Below are 21,341 nucleotides of genomic sequence, written 5' to 3' on the forward strand. Positions count from 1 at the left end.
TGGATTCAACGATAGTAGCGCTGCGTTAAATTATCAGGTGATACGCCACGCCAATAATCAAAGCGCAAATGCCACATCAAGAAAATCGTCCGCCACGTACCATGTTGCTGCCAACGCCGAGCTGATGTTGTTACTTTATTCTTTAAACAAGCAGGTCGGGCAATTCGTTTGAGCCGCTTACAGAGCTCAACATCTTCCATCAATGGCTGGTCGGCATAGCCATTCATTCGCTCAAACAAAGACCTTTTGATAAAAATCGCTTGATCACCCGTGGCGATACTCACTAAGCGTGAACGCTTATTGATCATCATGGCGACGATTTTTAATAATAGATCACGGCTGTCTAGACGCACATCGAAACGTCCCCAGTCATACTGAGTCATTGCCTGCTGAATGTTATCTATCGCCTCAATTGGTAACTCGGTATCAGCATGTAAAAATAGCAAAACATCCTCTGTTGCTTGCCTAGCGCCCGTATTCATTTGCCGAGCACGTCCTGCTACGGATTCAATCACTTGCCAGTCTATAGTAGGCTGCGCCACACTTGATAAATCATTTAATAAACGTCTAGCAATACCAACCGAATCATCCGTCGAGCCACCATCCACCACTATCACTTGTGATGGCGGTGGATATAGACCATTAATATGAGCAATGAGCTGCGGCATATTGTCCGCTTCATTGAGCAACGGAATGATGATAGAGATGTCCAATAAATGCACCATTTTAATGAATCATCATCAGTTTCGCCTATCTTTGATAAAGACCAGCACCTGTATCGACCAAAATCTAGAGTTACTTTTTATTTAAGTTCCAATTGTAATCGGTATAACTGATTTTGATTTTGCCTTGCTTTAAGTCAGCGGTTTGGGATTTGCTCAATCCCAATGATGAAGAGTAACGACCCAAAAATCCTTCCAAATCGTTGGTACTGCGCCAATTGGTCTCAAAGTCTTCTTTATACCATTTGAAGATTGGTGATACACTCAGCGTATTACCTTTTAGACGATTGCGGCTACTGTCTGCCAAAAATTTTGAGGTAGCTTGCTCTAATTGCCCGTCCAAACCTTTGCCAGTGAAAGCATCATCTTGTAATGCAGGGCAGCCAATACTGGCGCAGTTAACGGCGAAGTGAATGCGCGGATCGTTGTAACGCTTAGAGCCACGAATAAGATTATGCTCGATGTCGTCAAGCGAACGTGTTTTGCCCAATAATGGAATAAACTCTTGCTTCCATGGTGAGCTCAAAACGCTGCCAATATCCTTGATAGACTTAATATTTGGATATTTTGTTAGTACCAAATCGACCGTGCCAGCATTATAAACATTGATTAAAAATGCCAACTGCTCGTTTTTACTCCAACGATTAAATTCTGACTGCGATACTTTACTTGCTGAATTAAGATAACTGGTGAGCTTAGCTTTGTCTGCCTTCATACCGGCATAGTTCACAACAGAAGCTTTGCCACCATTGGTCATGGTTACGTTCTTATTTAACAAGCTATCCCAGCTTTGATGGTTAAAATCAGCATGAGCCGCCACGCTTGCTAATAAAATAGTCGTAGCAATCACTGGTTGCGCGAACAATGTCTTCGCTGAAAAATTAAATACCGACATAATACTTACTCCGTTTACACTGATTATTTTTTGTCTAAATTGTTTTTTATATATGCTAAAACTACTTATGCCAAAAGTCCTTGTATTAAAAGTACTAGGGCGTGTCTACTAGCACTGGCTCTACTACCTCTTCTTCTAATGCGCCACCACAGCTACTGCCCTGTCCTGCGGTGCAGCCATAACAATGATCAGCAATAGCAATTTCATCACCAGAAGGGTTTTGGGTTAACAGATCGTTTAAATGTCGACGCGATTTATTGGGTACGGGTATTTCTAGCTGTTGATTAAAATCACAATCAAATAGCTCGCCCAACCAATTGACGCTAATGGTTGATCGGCACATAACATCAGCTACATTGGCAGCGACATAGTTGTCTTTGAGCAGTGTCATATAAGGGTGGAATTGATCCTTGGCCAATAGCACTGCCCCAAAACGCTGAATCGGCATATTAGTCAGTGCAAACAGTTGATTAAACTCAATATCGAAATGCTCTTTTAGCTCCCGCTTATAATCGGCTTCCAACTGCTGCTGATTGGGCGGTAGTGTGGCACCTTGCGGATTGAAGACCAAATTCAGTGTCAGGCTTGAGTCAGGCTTGCCATAACCCAAACTATTAAGCTTCTGTAATCCCAATATACTGTCGTCAAACGCGCCCTTGCCGCGCTGTTTGTCTACATTTTCTAGGGAATAGCATGGCAATGAGGCCACCACCTCTACCTGATTGTCTGCCAAAAACTGCGCCATATCTTCATAACCCTCTTCCATAAGAATGGTCAGATTACAGCGGTCTATAACTTTGACACCTAAAGCACGGGCGGCCTTGACCAAATACTTAAAATCCTCGTGCATCTCAGGCGCACCGCCCGTCAAATCAAGCGTGTCGATATTTTGTGCTTGCAACACCTTAGGTATCAACTCGACCAATTCACGTGACATCATCTCTGTACGATAAGGACTAGCAGCCACATGGCAATGTACACAGGACATATTGCATAAGTAGCCCATATTGACTTGCAATATCGTCAATTGATGCCGTTTTATCGTTGGAAAGTCAGTATGCTCAAGTAACTCGATAGTTGATTTCATGGTGGTATAAAATCCTGTTGGCGGTACAACTAAAAAAGGATAGCAACGCAAAAACGAACATTAGAAAATAATAGCAACACATTGCTTTTACTGACTATTTTAAAAAAAACAGCTTAGATCTTACTTGCCCACTTTAACATTTATCTAATCAATCATACCTGATTATGAATAATCATTGATAACTAATCGTATGGATTTTATCTTTTATTCCAAATAAGCATTAGGGTCTATTTGAGATTTACAAATAGGTATAGCTTCAAAAATCCATTTAAAAATAGCATATAAATAAAACAAATCTGTTACAGGCTAACAGTAAGAGCGTAAATGTCTTATCTAGCTTCAAGAGTACTTACTACGCTAAGGCTTGCTCTTATTTTGAAAATGGTGATAAAAACAATAAAATAGGGTGAAATTACTTACTAACGACCAGTACAATAGGACATTATTATAGCCGCATGACAGATTGCTCTGCGTAGCCTATCATCTGAACATAACCATCGAACCCCTTAATGACAATTATAAGTAATCAAGGAATCTTATATGAGTACCAATATCGATACCGCTAACGATCACATTCTCTCCTCTGATAACATTCACTATTTGCATCACGAATTTTTTGAGCCCAGCGATGAAAAGACAGAAGTAAAGGCCACATTATTAATTGTGCATGGTATGGCAGAGCATAGCGGACGTTATGCAGAATTTGCTCAGTTTTTGGCAGATCATGGTGTTTCAGTGGTCACTTATGATCATCTTGGTCATGGGAAAACCATCAAAACAGAAAAGGATTTAGGATTTTTTGGCGAAGAGCATCCGGTTCAATCCTTGTTGAAAGACGTGATTATTATGGCCGATACCCTAAAAAATCGCCATCCTGACGTGCCGCATTTTGTCTTGGGTCATTCAATGGGTTCGTTCATTATCCGCAACGTCCTCAAGCATCATGCAGGCACTTTTTCTGGCGCTATTTTAATGGGCACAGCAGATGCCAATCCATTGACTAAAGTACTACTGCCCGTCAATAAAATACTGGCAAAAGTCGCCTCAAGAAAACAAAATCCTGTGTTTGCCAAAGTGATGAACAAGGTATTGAATAGCAAGCTTGAAGATCGCATCTCTTCATCAGAATTTGCATGGTTAACTGAAGACCCTGCCGCCATCGAAATCTACGAAGCAGATCCATTAACGGGCTTTGACTTTACCAACAATGGCTTTATGACGTTGTTTTCTCTAATGGAAACAGGCTTGAATAAAAACTGGGCGACGACGATTGCCAAAAACTTCCCGATGTTATTCATCAGCGGTGAAGATGATCCCATTGGAGATATGGGTCATGGTATCCGCAAAATCGTCACTCGCTTAAACAAGAGAAACTTTAATAACGTAGATATTCAACTCTACCCTAATATGCGCCATGAGCCACTACACGAAAAAGACCATAAAATCGTTTATCAAGATATCTTGGAGTGGATTGAGAGTAATACGTCGGATAATTAACCTCAATGCCGAGGTTCACAGTGAACTCGTTTGCTAAAAGTTGTTAAATTAGCGACAATACGGCAAGTAAAATCTTAGTCCAAAACTAAGCAAACATTTAACTATAAGTACGATGTATTTTTTAACTACCTTTAACTAACGTTAGGATTTTTTATGTCATTACAACAAACCATCGAACAAGCCTTTGAAAACCGTAACGAATACAGCCCAAGTACTATGCCACAAGACGTACGCGATGCTGTCGAGCAAGTGCTTGAGCAACTAGATAACGGTAGCCTACGTGTTGCAGAAAAGAAAGACGGTGAATGGGTCGTCAACCAGTGGGCGAAAAAGGCGGTATTACTGTCTTTCCGCTTAAACGACAACTATGTTCAGGCCGCTGGTGAGCATGTGCAGTTTTATGACAAAGTGCCGACTAAATTTGCTGATTGGACAGAAGCGCAGTTTAAAGAAGCTGGCGTACGTGTGGTACCACCAGCCGTAGCTCGTAAAGGCTCTTTCATCGCAGCTGGTGCGGTATTAATGCCATCGTATGTCAATATTGGTGCTTACGTTGATCAAGGCGCCATGGTTGACACGTGGGCGACCGTTGGCTCATGTGCCCAAATCGGTAAAAACGTCCATCTATCAGGCGGTGTTGGCATCGGCGGTGTTCTTGAACCATTGCAAGCTAATCCAACCATCATCGAAGACAACTGCTTCATCGGTGCACGCTCTGAAATCGTTGAAGGCGTTATCGTAGAAGAAGGTTCTGTCATCTCTATGGGTGTGTTCATCGGTCAATCTACCCGCATTTATGATCGCGAAACTGGCGAGATTCATCGTGGCCGTGTACCAGCTGGCTCAGTTGTCGTACCAGGTAGCTTACCGTCAGAAGATGGTACTCACAGCTTGTATGCTGCTATCATCGTGAAAAAAGTAGATGCGCAAACTCGTGCAAAAACATCAGTCAATGAGCTATTACGCTTAGCCTAGTATTTCTGATACTTATAGTCTCGTACCCAAACAGTACGGACAGCGACAGATCATCTTTATTAAAGACGCTGAAGAAAACTTCAGCGTCTTTTTTGCAGCTTAATAGAGGGTGGTGCGTTATAATCCTTTTCTTTAGTTTGGCTTTATCCAAACGCAAAATCCCCATATCAGAACCCGCCTTTTTATTACGATTGATAGATGCCTAATCGCCTTATCAATCTTTAACTGTATTTGACATATTATGAGTGAATCACTATTACGCACAGCCGCCATCCCTGTCACTGATCCTGAAGCAGGTCTACGTCTGACAGAGATTTTTTATTCCTTGCAAGGGGAAGCCATCACCTCAGGTCTGCCAACGATATTTGTGCGCCTAACGGGCTGTCCACTGCGCTGCGTGTATTGCGATACCGAATATGCATTTACAGGTGGTGAGCGTCAGTCATTAGAAACTATCATCGAGACCATCAAAGGCTATCCATGCAAGCGCATCTGTTTGACTGGCGGAGAGCCACTAGCGCAGCCGAATGCCATTGAACTACTGAAACGTTTGCTGAACGATGATTATGAAATCTCGCTTGAGACAGCAGGCGCGCTCACGGTAGAAAATGTACCGCCAGCTGTCAGCAAAGTGATGGATCTTAAAACGCCAAGCTCAGGCGAAGTCGATAAAAACCTGTGGTCTAACCTCGACTATCTCACTCAGCATGACCAAATAAAATTCGTCATTATGAATCGTACCGATTACGACTGGGCAAAAGCTATGTTGACCAAGCATAAGCTACACGAGTTAGTTGGTACCGTATGGTTTTCTCCGATGTTCAACGTCGCAGATGACATCAGTGAAGATGCTAGTAAAAACTTGCCTAGCCCTGAAGTACCGGTACTAGCTCGTGAGCTTGCAGAGTGGATGTTGGTGGATGCGCTACCTGTACGCTTCCAATTACAGTTGCATAAAATTATTTGGGCAGATGCCAAAGGCAAATAGCAATATAAAAGTGTAAATAGACACTTTAAATAACTAGCGAAGCAAGTGTAAGGATAGAGTTATGGTCAAACTCATTTTATTGGGGTTATTATCGGGCGCATTTTTTAGCTCGACGTTTATCCTAAATGAGCTAATGAGTGCGGCTGGTGGACATTGGTTTTGGTCAGCCAGCCTTCGCTATTTATTTATGTGGTTGATTCTCACCGCCATTATCGTTATGCAACATGGCTTTGGACGTATTAGAGAGCTGCTCACTATCTTTCGTCAACATTGGGGTTTTTGGTGCATTACCGGTAGTATTGGCTTTGGTGTTTTCTATACAGGCATATGCTACGCGGCAGATCATGCTGCGGGCTGGGTCGTTGCGGCAACCTTTATGTTTACCGTTGTCGCAAGTCTGCTCGTCTTACTAGTATTTGGCCAGCGGTTTGATAAGAAATTCATCGCTTATGCACTATTGGTGTTTTTCGGTGTAGTGCTGGTTAACATTAGTGAAGGTATACATGCCGCCTCTGTATTGGGTGCTGATGCCGTACCTATGAAAGACATGCTGCTTTACGGTGCTTTGCCTGCTTTAGTAGCAGCCTTTAGCTACCCCATTGGTAACCAGTTAGTTTGGCAGGTCTCTTATAATACCAAGCAGAAAAATACTGAATCACAAGCTCCGATGCAAGCGATCCATCAAGCAACTGACCAGACGGCGGAAACTGAGCTGCCGCCTTTATCTGCTATTGATACTCACTACCCAACAGACTCAATCAGTATTGCTCATACGACAGATGCTGTCTTAGCCGAACCAACCCCTTCTCTACTGCAAGGCTTAATTGCAAAAATTCCCGCTATCCAAACCACTTTACTGCAAAATGCTTTTAATAAGGTATGGCTCATGACCTTGGGTACTGTGCCATTTTGGTTGGTATTGGGTCTTATCGTTCATCCTGAATTGCCCGAGACGAAGCAAGTATTTAATACGTTACTGGTTGCTTTATTGGCAGGTGTGGCAGCCACTAGTATTTTCTTATATGCCCGTGAAAAAGCAGAAACATCAAGCGAAGTGGCTGGTGTTGATGCCACGCAAGCCAGTGAGGTGATATTTGCCTTGATTGGTGGCATGTTATTGCTCAATAGCAGTCTGCCATCGATGATGGGATTAATAGGTATTGCTCTCATTATTGTTGGGTTGATTCTATTTGCAAAAGATGGCTAAACGGTCTGGGTCTAATACTCAGCTTTCCGTCTGAGTCACGCACATAGTGACAGCTCAAAAAACACTTAATCACTTTGATAAACACGATTTGGTAATATAACCATGGTTAATGCTTTAATTTTCCCTGATATTTTATTATATTTATTGGACATGATTGGTATCATTGCGTGCGCGATTGCAGGAACTTTGCTGGCGCAGCATAAAGGTTTTGACATTGCGGGATGTATCTTGGTAGCCATGGTCAATGCCATCGGCGGTGGTACATTACGAGACATGGCGCTAGACCGTCATCCACTATTTTGGATGACTGACCTCAACTATGTGATTGTCATTACTGTGACATCACTCATCTTACAAATATTTTTCCATCTATATCATAAGATCGACAATGCATTAAAACTCTTTGATGCCGTTGGTCTGGCAGCGTTTAGTGTCATTGGCTTTAAAATCGCGTTGACGCAAGACATGTCGCCTATTATTGCCATCATGATGGGGGTATGGACGGCTATTCTCGGTGGCCTACTACGCGATATTATCTGTAATGAGATTCCCTTAGTGCTGCAACGTGAGATTTATATTACTGCCAGTATCGCTGGGTCTGTTACTTATTTATGCTTACAGTATTTAGGAGTGGGTACCAGTATCAACGAATTTATTATGCTCTTCGTCATCTTTGCGGTACGCATGTTAGCGCTTAAATACGACTGGCACCTGCCTTCTATTCGCCTAGTTGCTTAGTCGCCTAGCTGCTTAGTCGCTTGGCCACTTAAAGTAAAAACGGCTGTAGATTTAACAATTATCATATCGATTTATCATTATCAAAAACTAGTGAGACTTGCTTATGCTATCTATCGCATTGGACCCTGCCGTCCTAATCACTACTTTTGATCCGCGCTCTTTGATATATTTATTTGATATGATCGGCATCATCGCTTGCAGCGTTTCAGGCACGATACTGGCCAAACATAAGAATTTCGATGTCTTTGGTTGTTTGCTAGTGTCTATTGTCACAGCTATCGGCGGTGGTACTGTGCGTGATGTGATTTTGGATCGTCATCCGCTTTTTTGGATGGTGGATATGAGCTACTTGACCGTTATTACGATATCGTCACTCGTGATGCAGATATTCTTCCATCCCAACTCTAAACGCGTTGATAAGTTTCTCAAACTCTCAGATACTATCGGGCTGGCAGCGTTTACCTTAATCGGTATCAAGGTTGCCGATAGCATGGGCACGAATGTACCCGTGGCATTATTACTTGGAGTTATTACCATTATCGTCGGCGGTATCATCCGCGATATGATCTGCAATGAGATTCCACTGGTATTACAGCAAGAGATTTATATCACCGCAGCCTTGACTGGTGGTATTCTCTACTTTGCGCTAAGCAATTTGGGTGTGACAGATTGGATTACTGATATCGCCACCATGAGTACGATTTTCACCTTACGCATGATGGCAATACGCTACGATTGGCAATTTCCAGCCCTGGAATGGAAGTACTGATATCCAATCAAAAAGCAACAAGTAACAAGCAACAAATGCTATAAGTGCACTCAAACTCAAACGCACTGATACCTTATAACCTTAGCCCTGCTCTACCACAGCCAAGTCTTTGACCATCAGCTGTAGGCTTTGCTTACCATTCCACTCGTTGATGTCTAGCTGAAATAACAAATGTACCTGCTCGGCACGGTAATCCCATACATCGCTATCAAAATTAAAGTAAATCGCTTCAATTGGATACTGTACATCGGGATAGCGTAATGACAGTTTCAGATGTTTATCCTTTAAAACTTTAAAACTTAGCACTTCGAATATCCCATCAAATATCGGCGGTGCAAAACCATGACCCCAAATACTGGCATCCGCCAAGTGTTCAGCGAACCATAAGCTAAAGTCACTGGCCTGCAAGGGTCCATCAGTGAATTTCTGCTCAGCAAACACCTCATCATCCATCTGCGCCATGACTTCATTAAAGGCCGTCACAAAACCATCAAAGTTGCCGCGCTTAATCGTTAAACCTGCTGCCATCGCATGTCCACCAAAGTGAGTAATCAACTCAGGATAACGCTCGGCCACTTGTTCAATCGCATCACGAATATGCACGCCAGCGATAGAACGTGCCGAGCCTTTGATGGCGCTGTCTTCATCGGTGCGCTCAGTATCTGCTGGTGCAAAAACGATGCTAGGTAAATAGTGGCTCTCTTTTAGGCGACCAGCGACAATACCAATGACTCCCTGATGCCAGTCATCTTGATACAAAATGATGCTTCTTTCAGCAATACTAGGCTTAGCACTATTAGACTCAGCACCGTTAACAGCCTTCTTCTCAGGCTTCATTTGGATGATGATATCACTGGCTTCATCTATATCGTTATCCGTCTCCACTGCCAACGCTGCTACAATGCTGTCTGCTTGCGTCCGCATCTCACCCTCTACCTGACGACGGGTACGGTTCAATTGCTCAAGCTCTTGCGCCAATCGCTGTGCGGTGCTCCAATCTTCCGTCAATAAGCACTCAATACCGATGCGCATATTGTCCATGCGACCCGCAGCATTGATACGTGGTCCCAAGACAAACCCAAAGTCTTGTGCATGCAATTGCTTGGGATCACGACCAGCCTGCTCAAGTAAGGCTAAGATACCTAGACAGCAGCGCCCCTGACGGATAGCATTCAACCCATGATGTACTAAGATACGATTGTTTTTATCTAGTACCCCAACATCAGCAATCGTCCCAAGCGCTACCAAATCTAAATATTGACTGACTTGTACGGTAGACTTACCAGCCTCTCGGCGCAGCTTGGCCAAGCGTCCAAGCACATAGAATGCCACGCCCACACCTACTAGTGCCTTACTGGTGAAGTCACAACCGAGCTGATTGGGATTGACCACAGCTTCAGCGGGTGGTGTCTGTTTGGTCGTAAGATGATGGTCAGTGATAATGACAGTGATGCCATCGGCCTGCGCACGAGCCACACCCTCATGGCTTGATATACCATTATCCACCGTCACTATCATGTCAGGGCGATAAGTCTCAATACCCAACTCGACAATCTCTGGTGTCAGACCATAACCGTACTTAAACCTATCAGGCACTAAAAAATCAACGACTGCGCCCATCTTTGTGAGCGCACGCATCATCAGTACGGTACTGGTTGCACCATCACAGTCGAAGTCACCCACAATCAGGATACGTTGACCATCATCAATGGCAATATCTAACAAGCGTACTGCTTCAGTAACGCCATGTAGCATCTCTGCAGGCAGTAGACCTGCTAGTCCTGTCTCAAGCTCATCGGGATCAGTGATACCTCGACCAGCATATAGGCGGGCAAGCGTTAATGATTGAGCAGCAAGTGGCTGCAGCGCGGTGGGCAACTCGTCGACGCGAGTGCTGGTATAACGGGGGGTTAAATTTAGCATGGGTGTATTCTACTGGCTTTAGTAAAAGGTCACAATGGTCATTTCTAGCGGGACGGTTTATCATTTTTATGTATGACGTTGATTCAGTTTAAAAGAGAGACAAGGCAACCGAGTGCATCTGTATATATGATACTTCAAGCGAGGTTACAGGTCATTCTTAGGCCATCTCAATACGCTATAAGACAGCCAGTTTACAAAAACGGTGCACAGTGCACTGTATTTTTCTGCATTTGCTACAAGCAATGATTGTCTGCCTTTTATAAATCTATAAAATAGACAGCAACTGAGATATTTGTTATTCGTTAAAACTACAATTCGATATTTTAGAATGTGGGAGTTGAGGATTTTTGCGTTATTTAACTGAATAAAACAAAGCGCATGCTTACGTTAATATTTATATCTATAACCAAGCGCTTATATACGACTTCTTATCCACGTGGACAGCTCACGCATTATCACTTAATAAACACAAAAAAGTTCAAAACTACATAATTGCCCTACATGTAAGAGCTACACTCTTCATGGCTAATTCTTTTTATGTACTCTCAATCTTTGGATTTTTGAATGATGAAAAATACCTATGCATTTTTACTTAGTGCACTGTGCTGCGTAACCTTAAGTGCCTGCAATGACCAAAGCAGCCAATCGCTTGAACAATCGAACCTCAATGATTTTACGCTAACGAGCTCGAAAGTAATTGATGGCGGTGACTTGCCTATTACTTATACGTGCGATGGGCAAAGCATTAGCCCTCCACTTAACTGGAGCGGTGCGCCTAACGCAACCAAATATTATGCGTTAATTATGGATCATAAAGCACCTGAAGGAATGCATTGGTATTGGACCATGTACAATATTGCCGCTGATAAAACACAAATTAAAGCGGACGAAACTCTCGGTGAAGTAGGCTCTAATAGCGTAAACGATTTGAACCAATACGCGCCTCCTTGCTCTAAAGGCCCAGGTGAAAAAAGCTATACTTATACTGTGTACGCGTTATCTGCACCGGTTACCTTTAATAGCAATACAAAAGTAGATCGCTCAGCATTACTCGCCGCTGTAAAAGATATTACACTCGATACTGCAAGTATGACGGTAAAATACTCGCGAAGCGCTAATAGCGCCGAGCACAAGCCGGATTCAAAACCAACACCAGAGGGGTAATCCAAGCCTGATAAATCATATTTAATCGCTAATGTAAGATTACCTCATTGCGATAGCATGTGATTGTACAATCAATAGGTAATGCAGGGTTTAAGCAAAGCGTATCTGTTACGTGCGATGAACAATATCTTTATATTGCTTCATCTACTGATCGTGAAGCGATGAGTGTAGATTGATATGTGATACTTCAAGCGAGGTCAACGCTGTCACTCTTTTATAGAGGATTGACCATATTAATCATATTTTAATGTCTATATAAAACAAGCCATTCTTAGACCATATCAATGCGCTACAAGACAGCCAGTTTACAAAAACGGTGCACAGTAACTGTATTTATCTGCATTTTGCTACAAAGCAATGATTGTATGCCTCTTATAAATCCATAAAATAGATAGCAACTGAGATATTTGTTATTCATTAAAACTATAATTCGATATTTTAGAGTGTATTATTTTAATTACTTACTTCAATTATTTATAAGGAACCTTTATGAAAACCACACCAAACGCCGAAAAACTACCAAATACGATAGATCCTAGCTTAGACCTGGAACAAACAAAAAAAGAATGTCAAAAGTTGGTCAAAAAACGCGCGAAGTACTCTGCTGGTGTTGCCATCGTTCCTGTGCCTTTCTTTGATGTTGCTGTGGATGCGGGCATGCTTACCCAGCTATTGCCTGATATCAGTGAGCGTTTCGGTTTAATTGAAGATCGTCAGTCAGCTGTTGATTTAGAGTCACGAGCCGTTCATTGGGGCGCTTTAAAAGACCGTACCGTTGACTTCGCAGGTCTAATGGCGACACGTGGTATCGTAAAAAAGACAGTACAAGGCTTCGGTGGTCGTATCGCTGCCAAGCAAGTGACGAAATTTATCCCATTGGGTGGTCAAATGGTTGCAGCAACCATGGGCTATATGATTTTCAAAAAAATTGCTAATGACCATATCAATGAATGCTACAAGCTAGCAAAAGAAATTCAAACCAAACAGCATGGTAAAAATGTATAAAGGCACTCATTAAATAACATCAAGAACCAGCTTAGACTATTTGTCTTTGCTGGTTTTTTTATGTTGTTAACTGGCGGGATATGTCGGTTGTGAATAGCATAATTACTATCATCCTTATGCATGGCTGGATTAACATAAAAAGTGGCTTGATTTTTCTTAAGTAACCATTGATAGTGTTATTAACGTATTTTGCTGATAATATACAACTTGCTCAGGACGAAAATAAGTTTCGACTGACCAATATTAATTGCTATCAAATACATGCTTCAAAAGCGCATAAAAACTTTAAAGGATAACTCTGTGAAAAAACTCCTAGCTTCGACCGCTATGCTTGCCACTCTTGCTCTAGCTGGCTGTACATCAACAGGCACTGGTACGACTACAGGTACTGGCACTACTGCTAGCACAGCCATGACAACTGCAAGTAGTATTGGTATGAATATATTTACATCAGCCATCGATACGCAATGCCGCAGCGAAATCGAAAAACAAAATGCATGGCGCGTTGCTAGTGTTGCGATGACTGATGCGCAACAAGAAACTGTTAAAACCAACGTTTGTGGCTGCGTCAGTGAGCAAGCACCTCAACAAGTAACTATGGTTGAATTGGGCAATGCTGCAATAGACTCAAGCTATCGCACTGAATTGGTCGCTACCGTGGTCGCCAAATCACTACAAAGCTGCTACACCAGTCTCGTTAAATAGATCACTTACTAACGATATGTAGACGCATAAAAAAGGGCTAGGTTATCGATGATAACCTAGCCCTTTTTATCAAACTTATAAATCATTATAATAATTGAATTATCAACATCAGTTAAAGACGATATCTAGTATTTATCAGCCTCTGTAATAATCGCATCACTGCCTCCTAGTGCAGGCGTAACAGGTAAGACTTTGCTGCGACGGAAATACTTAGAGTGACTGTCTATAATATCATTTACGTTACCTACCACATCGTCGATGACATCATCATAAATTCCATGATGTAGCTCAGTCGCAAAAGAAGTAAAAGGATGCTTTCGAGCCGCTGCTCTGACGTCAGTGATTCCCGCCTTAGTATAGAAAATATTGACACTACCATCGCTGTTTAGCACGCAGGTCAACTCCCCTTCTTCAACCGTCATCTCTATCAGCTCAGGCTTAAATATATAGTCATCCACATCCAGTAACTGTTTTTCTATGCCCTTTTTAAATAATGCTTTAACGTCCATTATAATTATGTCCTTTTTATCTAATATTTTTTGATCTTGATGAGTCAAAAACAGCTATATACTGTGTTTGCTTATCCTATTAGATGGAAGGATGTTTGTTAAGGGGCAATGTGTAAACATGCGTTTATGGTTAGTAAAAATAATTCTTAAATTTAGCATTTAACACAATTCAAATCACACCCAACCCTTTTCACGAAATGACTTAAGCACTTCTACAAATACTGCCATTTCATCAGGTCGACCAAGCGTTAAGCGATTGAAACCAGTAATAGGCGCAAACTCACGACCGACTGCTATACCATGCTCACGCATTCTATCGATATAGGTTTGCACATCGCCTTTTATCTCATGGAATATAAAGCTGGCCTGCGATGGTAGGTAACGCAGACCAAGCTCATCTAACGTCTGCTCGACCATCTGGCGGGACTGGTTGGCAGTACGTAAACTCAATGCTAAAAATGCTTCGTCATCTAAGGTCGCCATCGCGGCAACAGCACCTGATAGATTGGTATTATCAATTGATATAAATGCCTCTAGCTTAGCAGTCATTTGCGGGCTAGCAACTGCATAGCCGATACGCATGCCTGCGAGCGCGCACAGCTTTGAAAAAGTACGCACTACAACGATATTTTCTGAATACTCTTCTCGTATCCAGGCAACACCACTCTCAAAACTTGAATCGGTCACATACTCTGAGTATGCCTCATCTAATAAAAAATAATGATGGTCTGGTGCCGCTCCTACCCATTCTTTAAGCTTATTCGTATCAGTAATCGTCGCGGTTGGATTGTTAGGATTGCAGAGATAAAATAAGCTTATTCCGTCAAAGTCATCAGCCACTTTTTGCATTTTTTGTAAATCAAGAGAATAGCTTTCAGGCGTTAACGGTACTTTTACCACAGGCACATTAATAGAAGTCGCATATAATTCAGCATAGGCAAACGTTGGATGCGGTACGACTATTTGAAAGTTTTTGCCTTCTCTCAAGGCTTTGTTTTTCAGCATCTGTACAACCGTACGGATGTTTTCGCTAGAGCCGCAGCCTAGAGAGATTTGGTTTTCCGTAACGCCGTTTATATCAGCAATTCGGCTGATAAGGGCAGCACGTTGTTCGTCCGGATAACGAAACCCGATGTTCAAAGAGTCGATAACGGCTTGTTTGGCAGAGTTTGCCATACCTAGTGAGTTTTCGTTAGAGTTTAATTCTATTAAATTATTGGTAAGCACAATATAAATACGCCTAGTTAGTACTCATACCAAATATTGAATTCGCAGTGTCAGTATTAGACTCGCAAAGTCTATTAGACAAAATGCTTGCGACTGAAAGTTCTTACGACTGTTAGTCACTGCTGTCGTTATTTGGAATGATATGATTTATGGATGGAAAGACTCACTTGCATAAGTGCTGATATGGTAAGTGGCATCGATTATTATTACAAGGATTCTGATATCAAATGATGCATAAAAAGATGAGCTACAGAATATGTAACTCATCATTTATATTATTGAATAAAAGCCAAAACACGCCTTAGATTAAATGTGCTTTTAACTCTAACACTTTGTCACGCGTCTTCGCTGCATCCTCGAACTTCAAGTCACGAGACATCTGTTTCATAAGCTTCTCAAGACGGCTGATTTCTTTGGCAAGCAAATCAGGGCTACGTAAGATGCTAATATCGACATCAGGCAGATTGCTCTTGATTGGAATCACTTGATTGTCATTGGCATTCTGATCGTCACCGGTATCGATTTTATCCGTGATACTACGACGCGCACCTTTCGGCGTGATATTGTGCTCAAGGTTAAACGCCACTTGTTTTTCACGGCGACGGTCAGTCTCGTCTATCGCCTTTTGCATACTGTTGGTAATGCGGTCCGCATATAGAATGGCTTTACCATTGATATGACGTGCGGCTCGTCCAATGGTCTGAATTAAGGCACGCTCAGAACGCAAGAAACCTTCTTTATCAGCATCAAATATCGCAACCAACGACACCTCTGGCATATCCAAACCTTCACGCAACAGGTTGATACCGACCAGCACATCATGCACACCTGTACGTAACTCATGAATAATCTGCATACGCTCGACGGTATCGATATCTGAATGGAGATATGCGACTTTGACATCGTATTCTTTTAGGTAGCTGGTCAGATCCTCTGACATGCGCTTGGTCAATGTGGTAATCAATACACGCTCATCTTTTTCGCGGCGTTTGGTAATTTCCGATAGCACATCATCGACTTGCGTCAATACGGGACGTATCTCAATCTCTGGATCAATCAAACCCGTTGGGCGTACCACCTGCTCGACCACTTGCTCACTGTGCTCTAACTCATATAAGGCTGGCGTGGCGCTCACATAAATAGTTTTCGGCTTGATACGCTCCCACTCTTCAAACTTCATCGGGCGGTTATTCATTGCACTTGGTAGACGGAAACCGTAATTCACCAAGTTTTCTTTACGTGATCTATCGCCTTTGTACATCGCCCCAATTTGCGAGACGGTTACGTGTGATTCATCAAGGAACAGCAGTGCATCTTCTGGAATATAATCAAACAACGTCGGTGGCGCTTCGCCTGACGGACGGCCAGACAGATGCTGCGAGTAGTTTTCGATGCCGTTACAGTAGCCGAGCTGCTGTATCATCTCAAGATCATATTGCGTACGCTCTTTGAGACGCTGTGCTTCAATGAGCTTATTATTCTCACGGAAATACTCAAGACGTGGCTCTAGCTCTTCTCGAATGGTATGGCTAGCAGCTTCTAATTTATTGCGCGGCGTCACATAGTGCGACTTTGGATAAATGGTAATACGCGGCACGCTACGCACAGTCTTGCCCGTCAGTGGATCGAACCAAGTGATCTTTTCCACTTCATTGTCAAACAAATGCACCCGAACGGCCAATTGCTCAGACTCAGCCGGATAGATATCTAACAGTTCACCACGCAAGCGATACGTACCACGGCCAAAATCCAACTCGTTACGCATATACTGCATTTCAACTAGGCGCTTAATCGTCGCTGTACGGTCTATTTGATCGCCCACAACCACATGCAGTAGCATTTTTAGATAGCTTTCAGGATCACCCAAACCATAGATACAAGATACTGACGCCACGATAATCGCATCACGACGCTCTAATAGAGCACGCGTGGCTGATAGACGCATCTGATCAATATGATCGTTGATGGCACTGTCTTTTTCAATAAAAGTGTCACTCGCTGCAACATAAGCTTCAGGCTGATAGTAGTCATAATAACTGACAAAGTATTCAACCGCATTGTTGGGGAAGAATGATTTGAACTCACCATATAGCTGAGCGGCAAGGGTTTTATTATGCGCCATGATAATGGTTGGGCGCTGCGTCTCAGAGATGACCTTCGCCATGGTATATGTCTTACCAGAACCCGTCACACCCAATAACAACTGCTCATCCATACCAGAATTGATACCGTTGACCAGCTTTTTGATGGCTTGTGGCTGATCGCCTGCCGGCTCAAAATCCGTGACCATCTCAAAGGCACGGCTCGATATTTGCGTCCCTGACGCATTGACACCACTAATTTCAGCTTCGCCTTGGAGCTGAGTGGCCAATTGATTTAACTGACGCGATGAGCGCGGTTCAGGCATACGCATAATGGCTTTCTTCCTAATTTTTATAATGAGGTAAGGTTTAAAACAATATGGGGTCTGAGTGTTCGTTTTTAAAGGACAATCATGGGCTGGATACGATGCTAATGGGTACTAGTTTTAGCTTATATATAGGTGCACAAAACCGATATTGTATACGCCTGTTTTGGCAAAAAGTCTAAGGCAGTTGTAAAAAACTTACATAATTTTGGCTATATTTACAAAGCTTTTCATGGTTAACAAACTCTTTACACGACCACTCAACAAAGCCTAACGCTTGAGGGTTCCAATAGCGATTTAAACTGCTATTATTCATAACGAATCAACAAGCAGTACTAATACAACATATTAAATAAGAATAAGTTAAACATTCGATTCAATAAAACAAAATAGATAACGGAGTAAGATATGAGAGAACGTTACGCAAGTGGAATATCAGACGAAACAGCCAAAAACATGGTAGAGCTGTTAAATGCAAATTTAGCTAACGTCATTGATTTAACGTTAGACGGTAAGCAGTGTCATTGGAACCTACAAGGTACTGGCTTTATCGGTGTGCATCAGTTATTAGATGACACATCAGACCGTATCCTTGAAGTATCAGATACTATTGCTGAACGTATTGTAATCTTAGGCGGTCAACCAAACGGTTTGGCCAGTCGTGTGGTAAAAGAGTCTATCCTAGACGATTATCCAACTGATATCACTGAAGTCGATCAACATGTCCGTGAGCTGACTAGCCGCTACAAGAAAGTAGCTGAAACATTGCGTAAGGCAATTACTACTGCTGGCGATGCAGGTGATGAAGATACCGCTGATTTATTTACAGAAGCCAGTCGTATCATTGATAAAGATGCATGGTTCATCGGTGCGAACGCTCCTAGTAAGTAACCTTAATAAGTAATCCTCGCAAGTAATAAGCAGACAACTTACCGAGCATTTGAAGCGTAAATTTAGAACACAAAAAAAGGTCGCCAACTATGGCGACCTTTTTTATGCCTTAAAACTTTTCTATAAACAGTTTGGAGAATATGTAAGTTTTAAGACGAATAACGATCTAAGTTATTCTTCAAGTTTAAGGGCTTTAATATCTGCAGCCATTCTCGGCATAATATCTTGTACCTTTTCCATCGTAGCCTCCATAACGATAGGCATCACTTTTGTCATATAATCTTTCATCATAGCCGGCTGCTTATTAATAATACTTTGACCTGCTTTACTACTATAAAATGCTATCTGTGCATCAACCTCTGTTTGGTCAAAGTGCTGTTTCGCCGTATCCATATAGACCTGTATAACTTGTTGATTCACGCTTTCTCTATCGCCATTGTTTGTCATCTCTTTACTGTATTTACTGACGATTTCTTCTAAACGTTGGCGCTGATCTGCACTCAAATTTTCATTAGGTAGCGAAGATAACATGGACTGCGTCACTTGATCGGTAATCCCACTATCACTAGACATGTCGTTCATCATCTCTACAACTTTAGTCACTTTTACTAAGTTTAATAGAGACTCATTTGTTGGCACAGCTGCTTGTGCCGATAAAGTAGGCACGGTCATCAAGCCAACAGTGCTAACGCTCAACGAGACAGCAAATACAGTATTTTTTAATATAGTACTCTTTAGCATAGCGTTCTTTAATATAGTTTTCATATGACTATCACTTTATCATGATGGGTTAAGTTTCTAGCGGACTGTCGGGCAAGAGCAAAACATCTGCATTTGGTACTGACAGTGTCAATATGACTTCTTGAAATAATGGATTGGCACGGAATTGACTTTCAATAATTTCGAATTTTTGGGCAATCTCTTTTTCTTTTTGATTACCAGCGATGTCCACTGCTGCTACCATAAATATTTTTTTGGGTCCTACCCACTCTAAATGTAGATATGAGACACTGTCAATATCTGAATGTTCGAGCAATTCGCTCAATGCGTAGTTATGTATTCTCTCTGACACCTTATAACCAACCAAAAAGTCACGGTTACGGCTAATCAAGAATATTGCTACAGCGCCCAATAATATTCCAACGATGATAGAACCTAGTGCATCCCAAAATGGCTGTCCAGTATAAGCATGCATGCCCATCGAAGCAGCCGCAACCGCCAAGCCAATGACAGCGGCCAAGTCCTCAAAGAATACACCACGTAACGTTGGGTTAGATGTATTGATCACATAACCGATAGCACTGACATTAATCACTTCACCGTGCTTTTTGCTTTGTAAATAAGCTTGCCCTAATGAAAACCCTTCGAGTACAAATGCCACCGCCAATATAATAAAGCCAATGGTATAGTTGGTCTCGCTCTCCGCAGCATTCCATTCGGTGATACCCGTATAAATGGAGACAATAGAGCCTGCCATAAAGACACCAAAAGCGGCAATCATCGACCAGACATAAGATTCTTTGCCGTAGCCTAATGGGTGACTGCTATCGGCAGGTTTAACTGCCTTTTTTTCTGCAACAATTAACAAAGTGCCGTTGCCTGCATCAGCCCAAGAGTGTGCGGACTCCGCTATCATAGAAGCAGAGCCCGTCATAACTGCCGCAACGGTTTTTGCAATAGCAATAATAAGATTGGCCCCAACAGCAATCAGTACTGTCGTCAATGAGCCAGAGTGTTGCTCACCTTCACTAGTGGCATTATCAGAGTCCACTATATCCATACCAACACCACGTGCGATTCGTGTTGTTGGTTGAGCGATAGAAGTGTCTTGCGAATTGGTTTTTGGCGGCTTCAGATTCATAGTAGCCTCAATACAGACGGGTTAAACATAGATATTTAGATACTCAACGATATAGTAGATTTAGGATAATTATTTTACGATAATCATTTTACGATAATTAGATACATACATAGGAACATAGGAACATAGGAACATAGGAACATAGGAACAGTAAATTAACCCCTTACCTATATTCCTATTACTTTAACGCTCATAATCGCTATCCAACTCTCCGACCATTTATTTTAGGTCGCAACTTGGACGATGTGAGCTTTGCATACGCAAGTTTTTTCGCTCTAACGCAGCATCAGCACGGCACTGTTGCAGATTGTTTTTAATCTCAAGTGGTGGCACTGCTGTTGGCTTACCTTTATCATCGATAGCGACCATCGTAAAGTAACAACTATTGGTATGACGGACCGTACGACCACGCACATCTTCCGCTTCGACACGAATGCCAATCTCCATCGACGTATTTCCCACATAGTTTACACTGGCAGCAAAGGTCACCAGTTCACCCACATAGATAGGCTCTCGAAACATCACTTGGTCGACAGACAGTGTCACCACATAGTTACCGCTATAGCGACTGGCACAGGCATAAGCGACCTGATCAAGCATCTTTAACAAATCACCACCATGCACATTCCCAATAAAATTTGCCATATCAGGTGTCATAAGTATCGACATATATAGCTCACTATTCAAAGGAGCTTTTTGAGCGGATGTGCTGGTGTTAGATTGTGGCATGATGATCCTTATTTTTAGAAATTTTATTTGTATATATTTGCA

Annotated in this window: 20 protein-coding genes; 10 read left to right on the top strand and 10 right to left on the bottom strand. The window is 42.2% G+C overall.

All coding sequences use genetic code 11. The features are described 5' to 3' along the window. Window positions 1-5 precede the first annotated feature (5 nt). The 3 genes from I6E61_RS07280 to arsS form a co-directional block, all read right to left on the bottom strand. Entirely contained in the window at window positions 6-725 is a 720-nt protein-coding gene (locus I6E61_RS07280; protein ID WP_197132396.1) for a TIGR04283 family arsenosugar biosynthesis glycosyltransferase, read from the bottom strand. A gap of 70 nt (window positions 726-795) precedes the next feature. Further along, window positions 796-1,617 (bottom strand): DUF547 domain-containing protein, encoded by an 822-nt coding sequence (locus I6E61_RS07285; protein WP_197132399.1) that lies wholly within the window; start codon window positions 1,615-1,617, stop codon window positions 796-798. 94 nt (window positions 1,618-1,711) lie between these two features. Further along, complete coding sequence (gene arsS, locus I6E61_RS07290) at window positions 1,712-2,704, bottom strand: arsenosugar biosynthesis radical SAM (seleno)protein ArsS (RefSeq protein ID WP_197132402.1); 993 nt, start codon at window positions 2,702-2,704, stop codon at window positions 1,712-1,714. A gap of 540 nt (window positions 2,705-3,244) precedes the next feature. On the opposite strand from arsS, the gene I6E61_RS07295 reads away from it, so the two are divergent. The 6 genes from I6E61_RS07295 to I6E61_RS07320 all read left to right on the top strand — a co-directional run bounded on the left by I6E61_RS07295 (window position 3,245) and on the right by I6E61_RS07320 (window position 8,878). Continuing rightward, window positions 3,245-4,201, top strand: a complete 957-nt coding sequence (locus I6E61_RS07295) for an alpha/beta fold hydrolase (protein ID WP_197132405.1) — start codon at window positions 3,245-3,247, stop codon at window positions 4,199-4,201. Between the two features lie 153 nt (window positions 4,202-4,354). Then, a complete protein-coding gene (gene dapD / locus I6E61_RS07300; protein WP_194363938.1) occupies window positions 4,355-5,176 on the top strand; it encodes a 2,3,4,5-tetrahydropyridine-2,6-dicarboxylate N-succinyltransferase in 822 nt (273 codons plus the stop codon). A 241-nt stretch (window positions 5,177-5,417) separates the two neighbouring features. Further along, the gene (locus I6E61_RS07305) at window positions 5,418-6,164 is read left to right on the top strand and encodes a radical SAM protein (protein WP_197132408.1); all 747 of its coding nucleotides are present in this window, start codon (window positions 5,418-5,420) and stop codon (window positions 6,162-6,164) included. A 61-nt stretch (window positions 6,165-6,225) separates the two neighbouring features. Continuing rightward, complete coding sequence (locus I6E61_RS07310) at window positions 6,226-7,371, top strand: multidrug resistance efflux transporter family protein (RefSeq protein ID WP_197132412.1); 1,146 nt, start codon at window positions 6,226-6,228, stop codon at window positions 7,369-7,371. A gap of 102 nt (window positions 7,372-7,473) precedes the next feature. Next, on the top strand, window positions 7,474-8,109 hold the full coding sequence (locus I6E61_RS07315; RefSeq protein ID WP_194197049.1) for a trimeric intracellular cation channel family protein: 636 nt from the start codon (window positions 7,474-7,476) through the stop codon (window positions 8,107-8,109). Between the two features lie 103 nt (window positions 8,110-8,212). Continuing rightward, window positions 8,213-8,878: a trimeric intracellular cation channel family protein gene (locus tag I6E61_RS07320; RefSeq protein ID WP_197132415.1), complete on the top strand. Its 666-nt coding sequence runs from the start codon at window positions 8,213-8,215 to the stop codon at window positions 8,876-8,878. Window positions 8,879-8,959: 81 nt separating this feature from the next. On the opposite strand, the gene recJ is transcribed toward I6E61_RS07320, so the two are convergent. Then, window positions 8,960-10,801, bottom strand: a complete 1,842-nt coding sequence (recJ, locus tag I6E61_RS07325) for a single-stranded-DNA-specific exonuclease RecJ (protein ID WP_197132418.1) — start codon at window positions 10,799-10,801, stop codon at window positions 8,960-8,962. Between the two features lie 564 nt (window positions 10,802-11,365). On the opposite strand from recJ, the gene I6E61_RS07330 reads away from it, so the two are divergent. The 3 genes from I6E61_RS07330 to I6E61_RS07340 all read left to right on the top strand — a co-directional run bounded on the left by I6E61_RS07330 (window position 11,366) and on the right by I6E61_RS07340 (window position 13,675). Further along, entirely contained in the window at window positions 11,366-11,965 is a 600-nt protein-coding gene (locus tag I6E61_RS07330; RefSeq protein WP_197132421.1) for a YbhB/YbcL family Raf kinase inhibitor-like protein, read from the top strand. Window positions 11,966-12,454: 489 nt separating this feature from the next. Further along, the gene (locus I6E61_RS07335) at window positions 12,455-12,970 is read left to right on the top strand and encodes a hypothetical protein (RefSeq protein ID WP_194197046.1); all 516 of its coding nucleotides are present in this window, start codon (window positions 12,455-12,457) and stop codon (window positions 12,968-12,970) included. A gap of 300 nt (window positions 12,971-13,270) precedes the next feature. Next, the gene (locus I6E61_RS07340) at window positions 13,271-13,675 is read left to right on the top strand and encodes a hypothetical protein (protein ID WP_197132424.1); all 405 of its coding nucleotides are present in this window, start codon (window positions 13,271-13,273) and stop codon (window positions 13,673-13,675) included. Between the two features lie 125 nt (window positions 13,676-13,800). On the opposite strand, the gene I6E61_RS07345 is transcribed toward I6E61_RS07340, so the two are convergent. The 3 genes from I6E61_RS07345 to uvrB all read right to left on the bottom strand — a co-directional run bounded on the left by I6E61_RS07345 (window position 13,801) and on the right by uvrB (window position 17,824). Further along, window positions 13,801-14,184, bottom strand: a complete 384-nt coding sequence (locus I6E61_RS07345) for a hypothetical protein (protein WP_227685725.1) — start codon at window positions 14,182-14,184, stop codon at window positions 13,801-13,803. Between the two features lie 174 nt (window positions 14,185-14,358). Next, on the bottom strand, window positions 14,359-15,411 hold the full coding sequence (locus I6E61_RS07350; protein ID WP_320158576.1) for a histidinol-phosphate transaminase: 1,053 nt from the start codon (window positions 15,409-15,411) through the stop codon (window positions 14,359-14,361). Between the two features lie 301 nt (window positions 15,412-15,712). Beyond that, window positions 15,713-17,824, bottom strand: coding sequence for an excinuclease ABC subunit UvrB (gene uvrB / locus I6E61_RS07355; RefSeq protein ID WP_197132427.1), 2,112 nt, complete (start codon window positions 17,822-17,824; stop codon window positions 15,713-15,715). A gap of 402 nt (window positions 17,825-18,226) precedes the next feature. Here uvrB and dps point away from each other — a divergent pair, with 402 nt between their 5' ends. Then, the gene (gene dps, locus I6E61_RS07360) at window positions 18,227-18,709 is read left to right on the top strand and encodes a DNA starvation/stationary phase protection protein Dps (protein ID WP_197132429.1); all 483 of its coding nucleotides are present in this window, start codon (window positions 18,227-18,229) and stop codon (window positions 18,707-18,709) included. A 171-nt stretch (window positions 18,710-18,880) separates the two neighbouring features. Here dps and I6E61_RS07365 read toward each other — a convergent pair whose 3' ends face one another. The 3 genes from I6E61_RS07365 to I6E61_RS07375 all read right to left on the bottom strand — a co-directional run bounded on the left by I6E61_RS07365 (window position 18,881) and on the right by I6E61_RS07375 (window position 21,299). Next, on the bottom strand, window positions 18,881-19,474 hold the full coding sequence (locus I6E61_RS07365; RefSeq protein ID WP_197132432.1) for a DUF2059 domain-containing protein: 594 nt from the start codon (window positions 19,472-19,474) through the stop codon (window positions 18,881-18,883). A 25-nt stretch (window positions 19,475-19,499) separates the two neighbouring features. After that, on the bottom strand, window positions 19,500-20,570 hold the full coding sequence (locus tag I6E61_RS07370) for a cation diffusion facilitator family transporter (RefSeq protein WP_197132435.1): 1,071 nt from the start codon (window positions 20,568-20,570) through the stop codon (window positions 19,500-19,502). A 219-nt stretch (window positions 20,571-20,789) separates the two neighbouring features. Further along, the gene (locus tag I6E61_RS07375) at window positions 20,790-21,299 is read right to left on the bottom strand and encodes an acyl-CoA thioesterase (RefSeq protein WP_197132438.1); all 510 of its coding nucleotides are present in this window, start codon (window positions 21,297-21,299) and stop codon (window positions 20,790-20,792) included. Between the last annotated feature and the right edge of the window lie 42 nt (window positions 21,300-21,341).

Source organism: Psychrobacter sp. NZS113, from assembly GCF_015864825.1.
In the GTDB taxonomy this organism is placed as follows: Bacteria; Pseudomonadota; Gammaproteobacteria; order Pseudomonadales; family Moraxellaceae; genus Psychrobacter.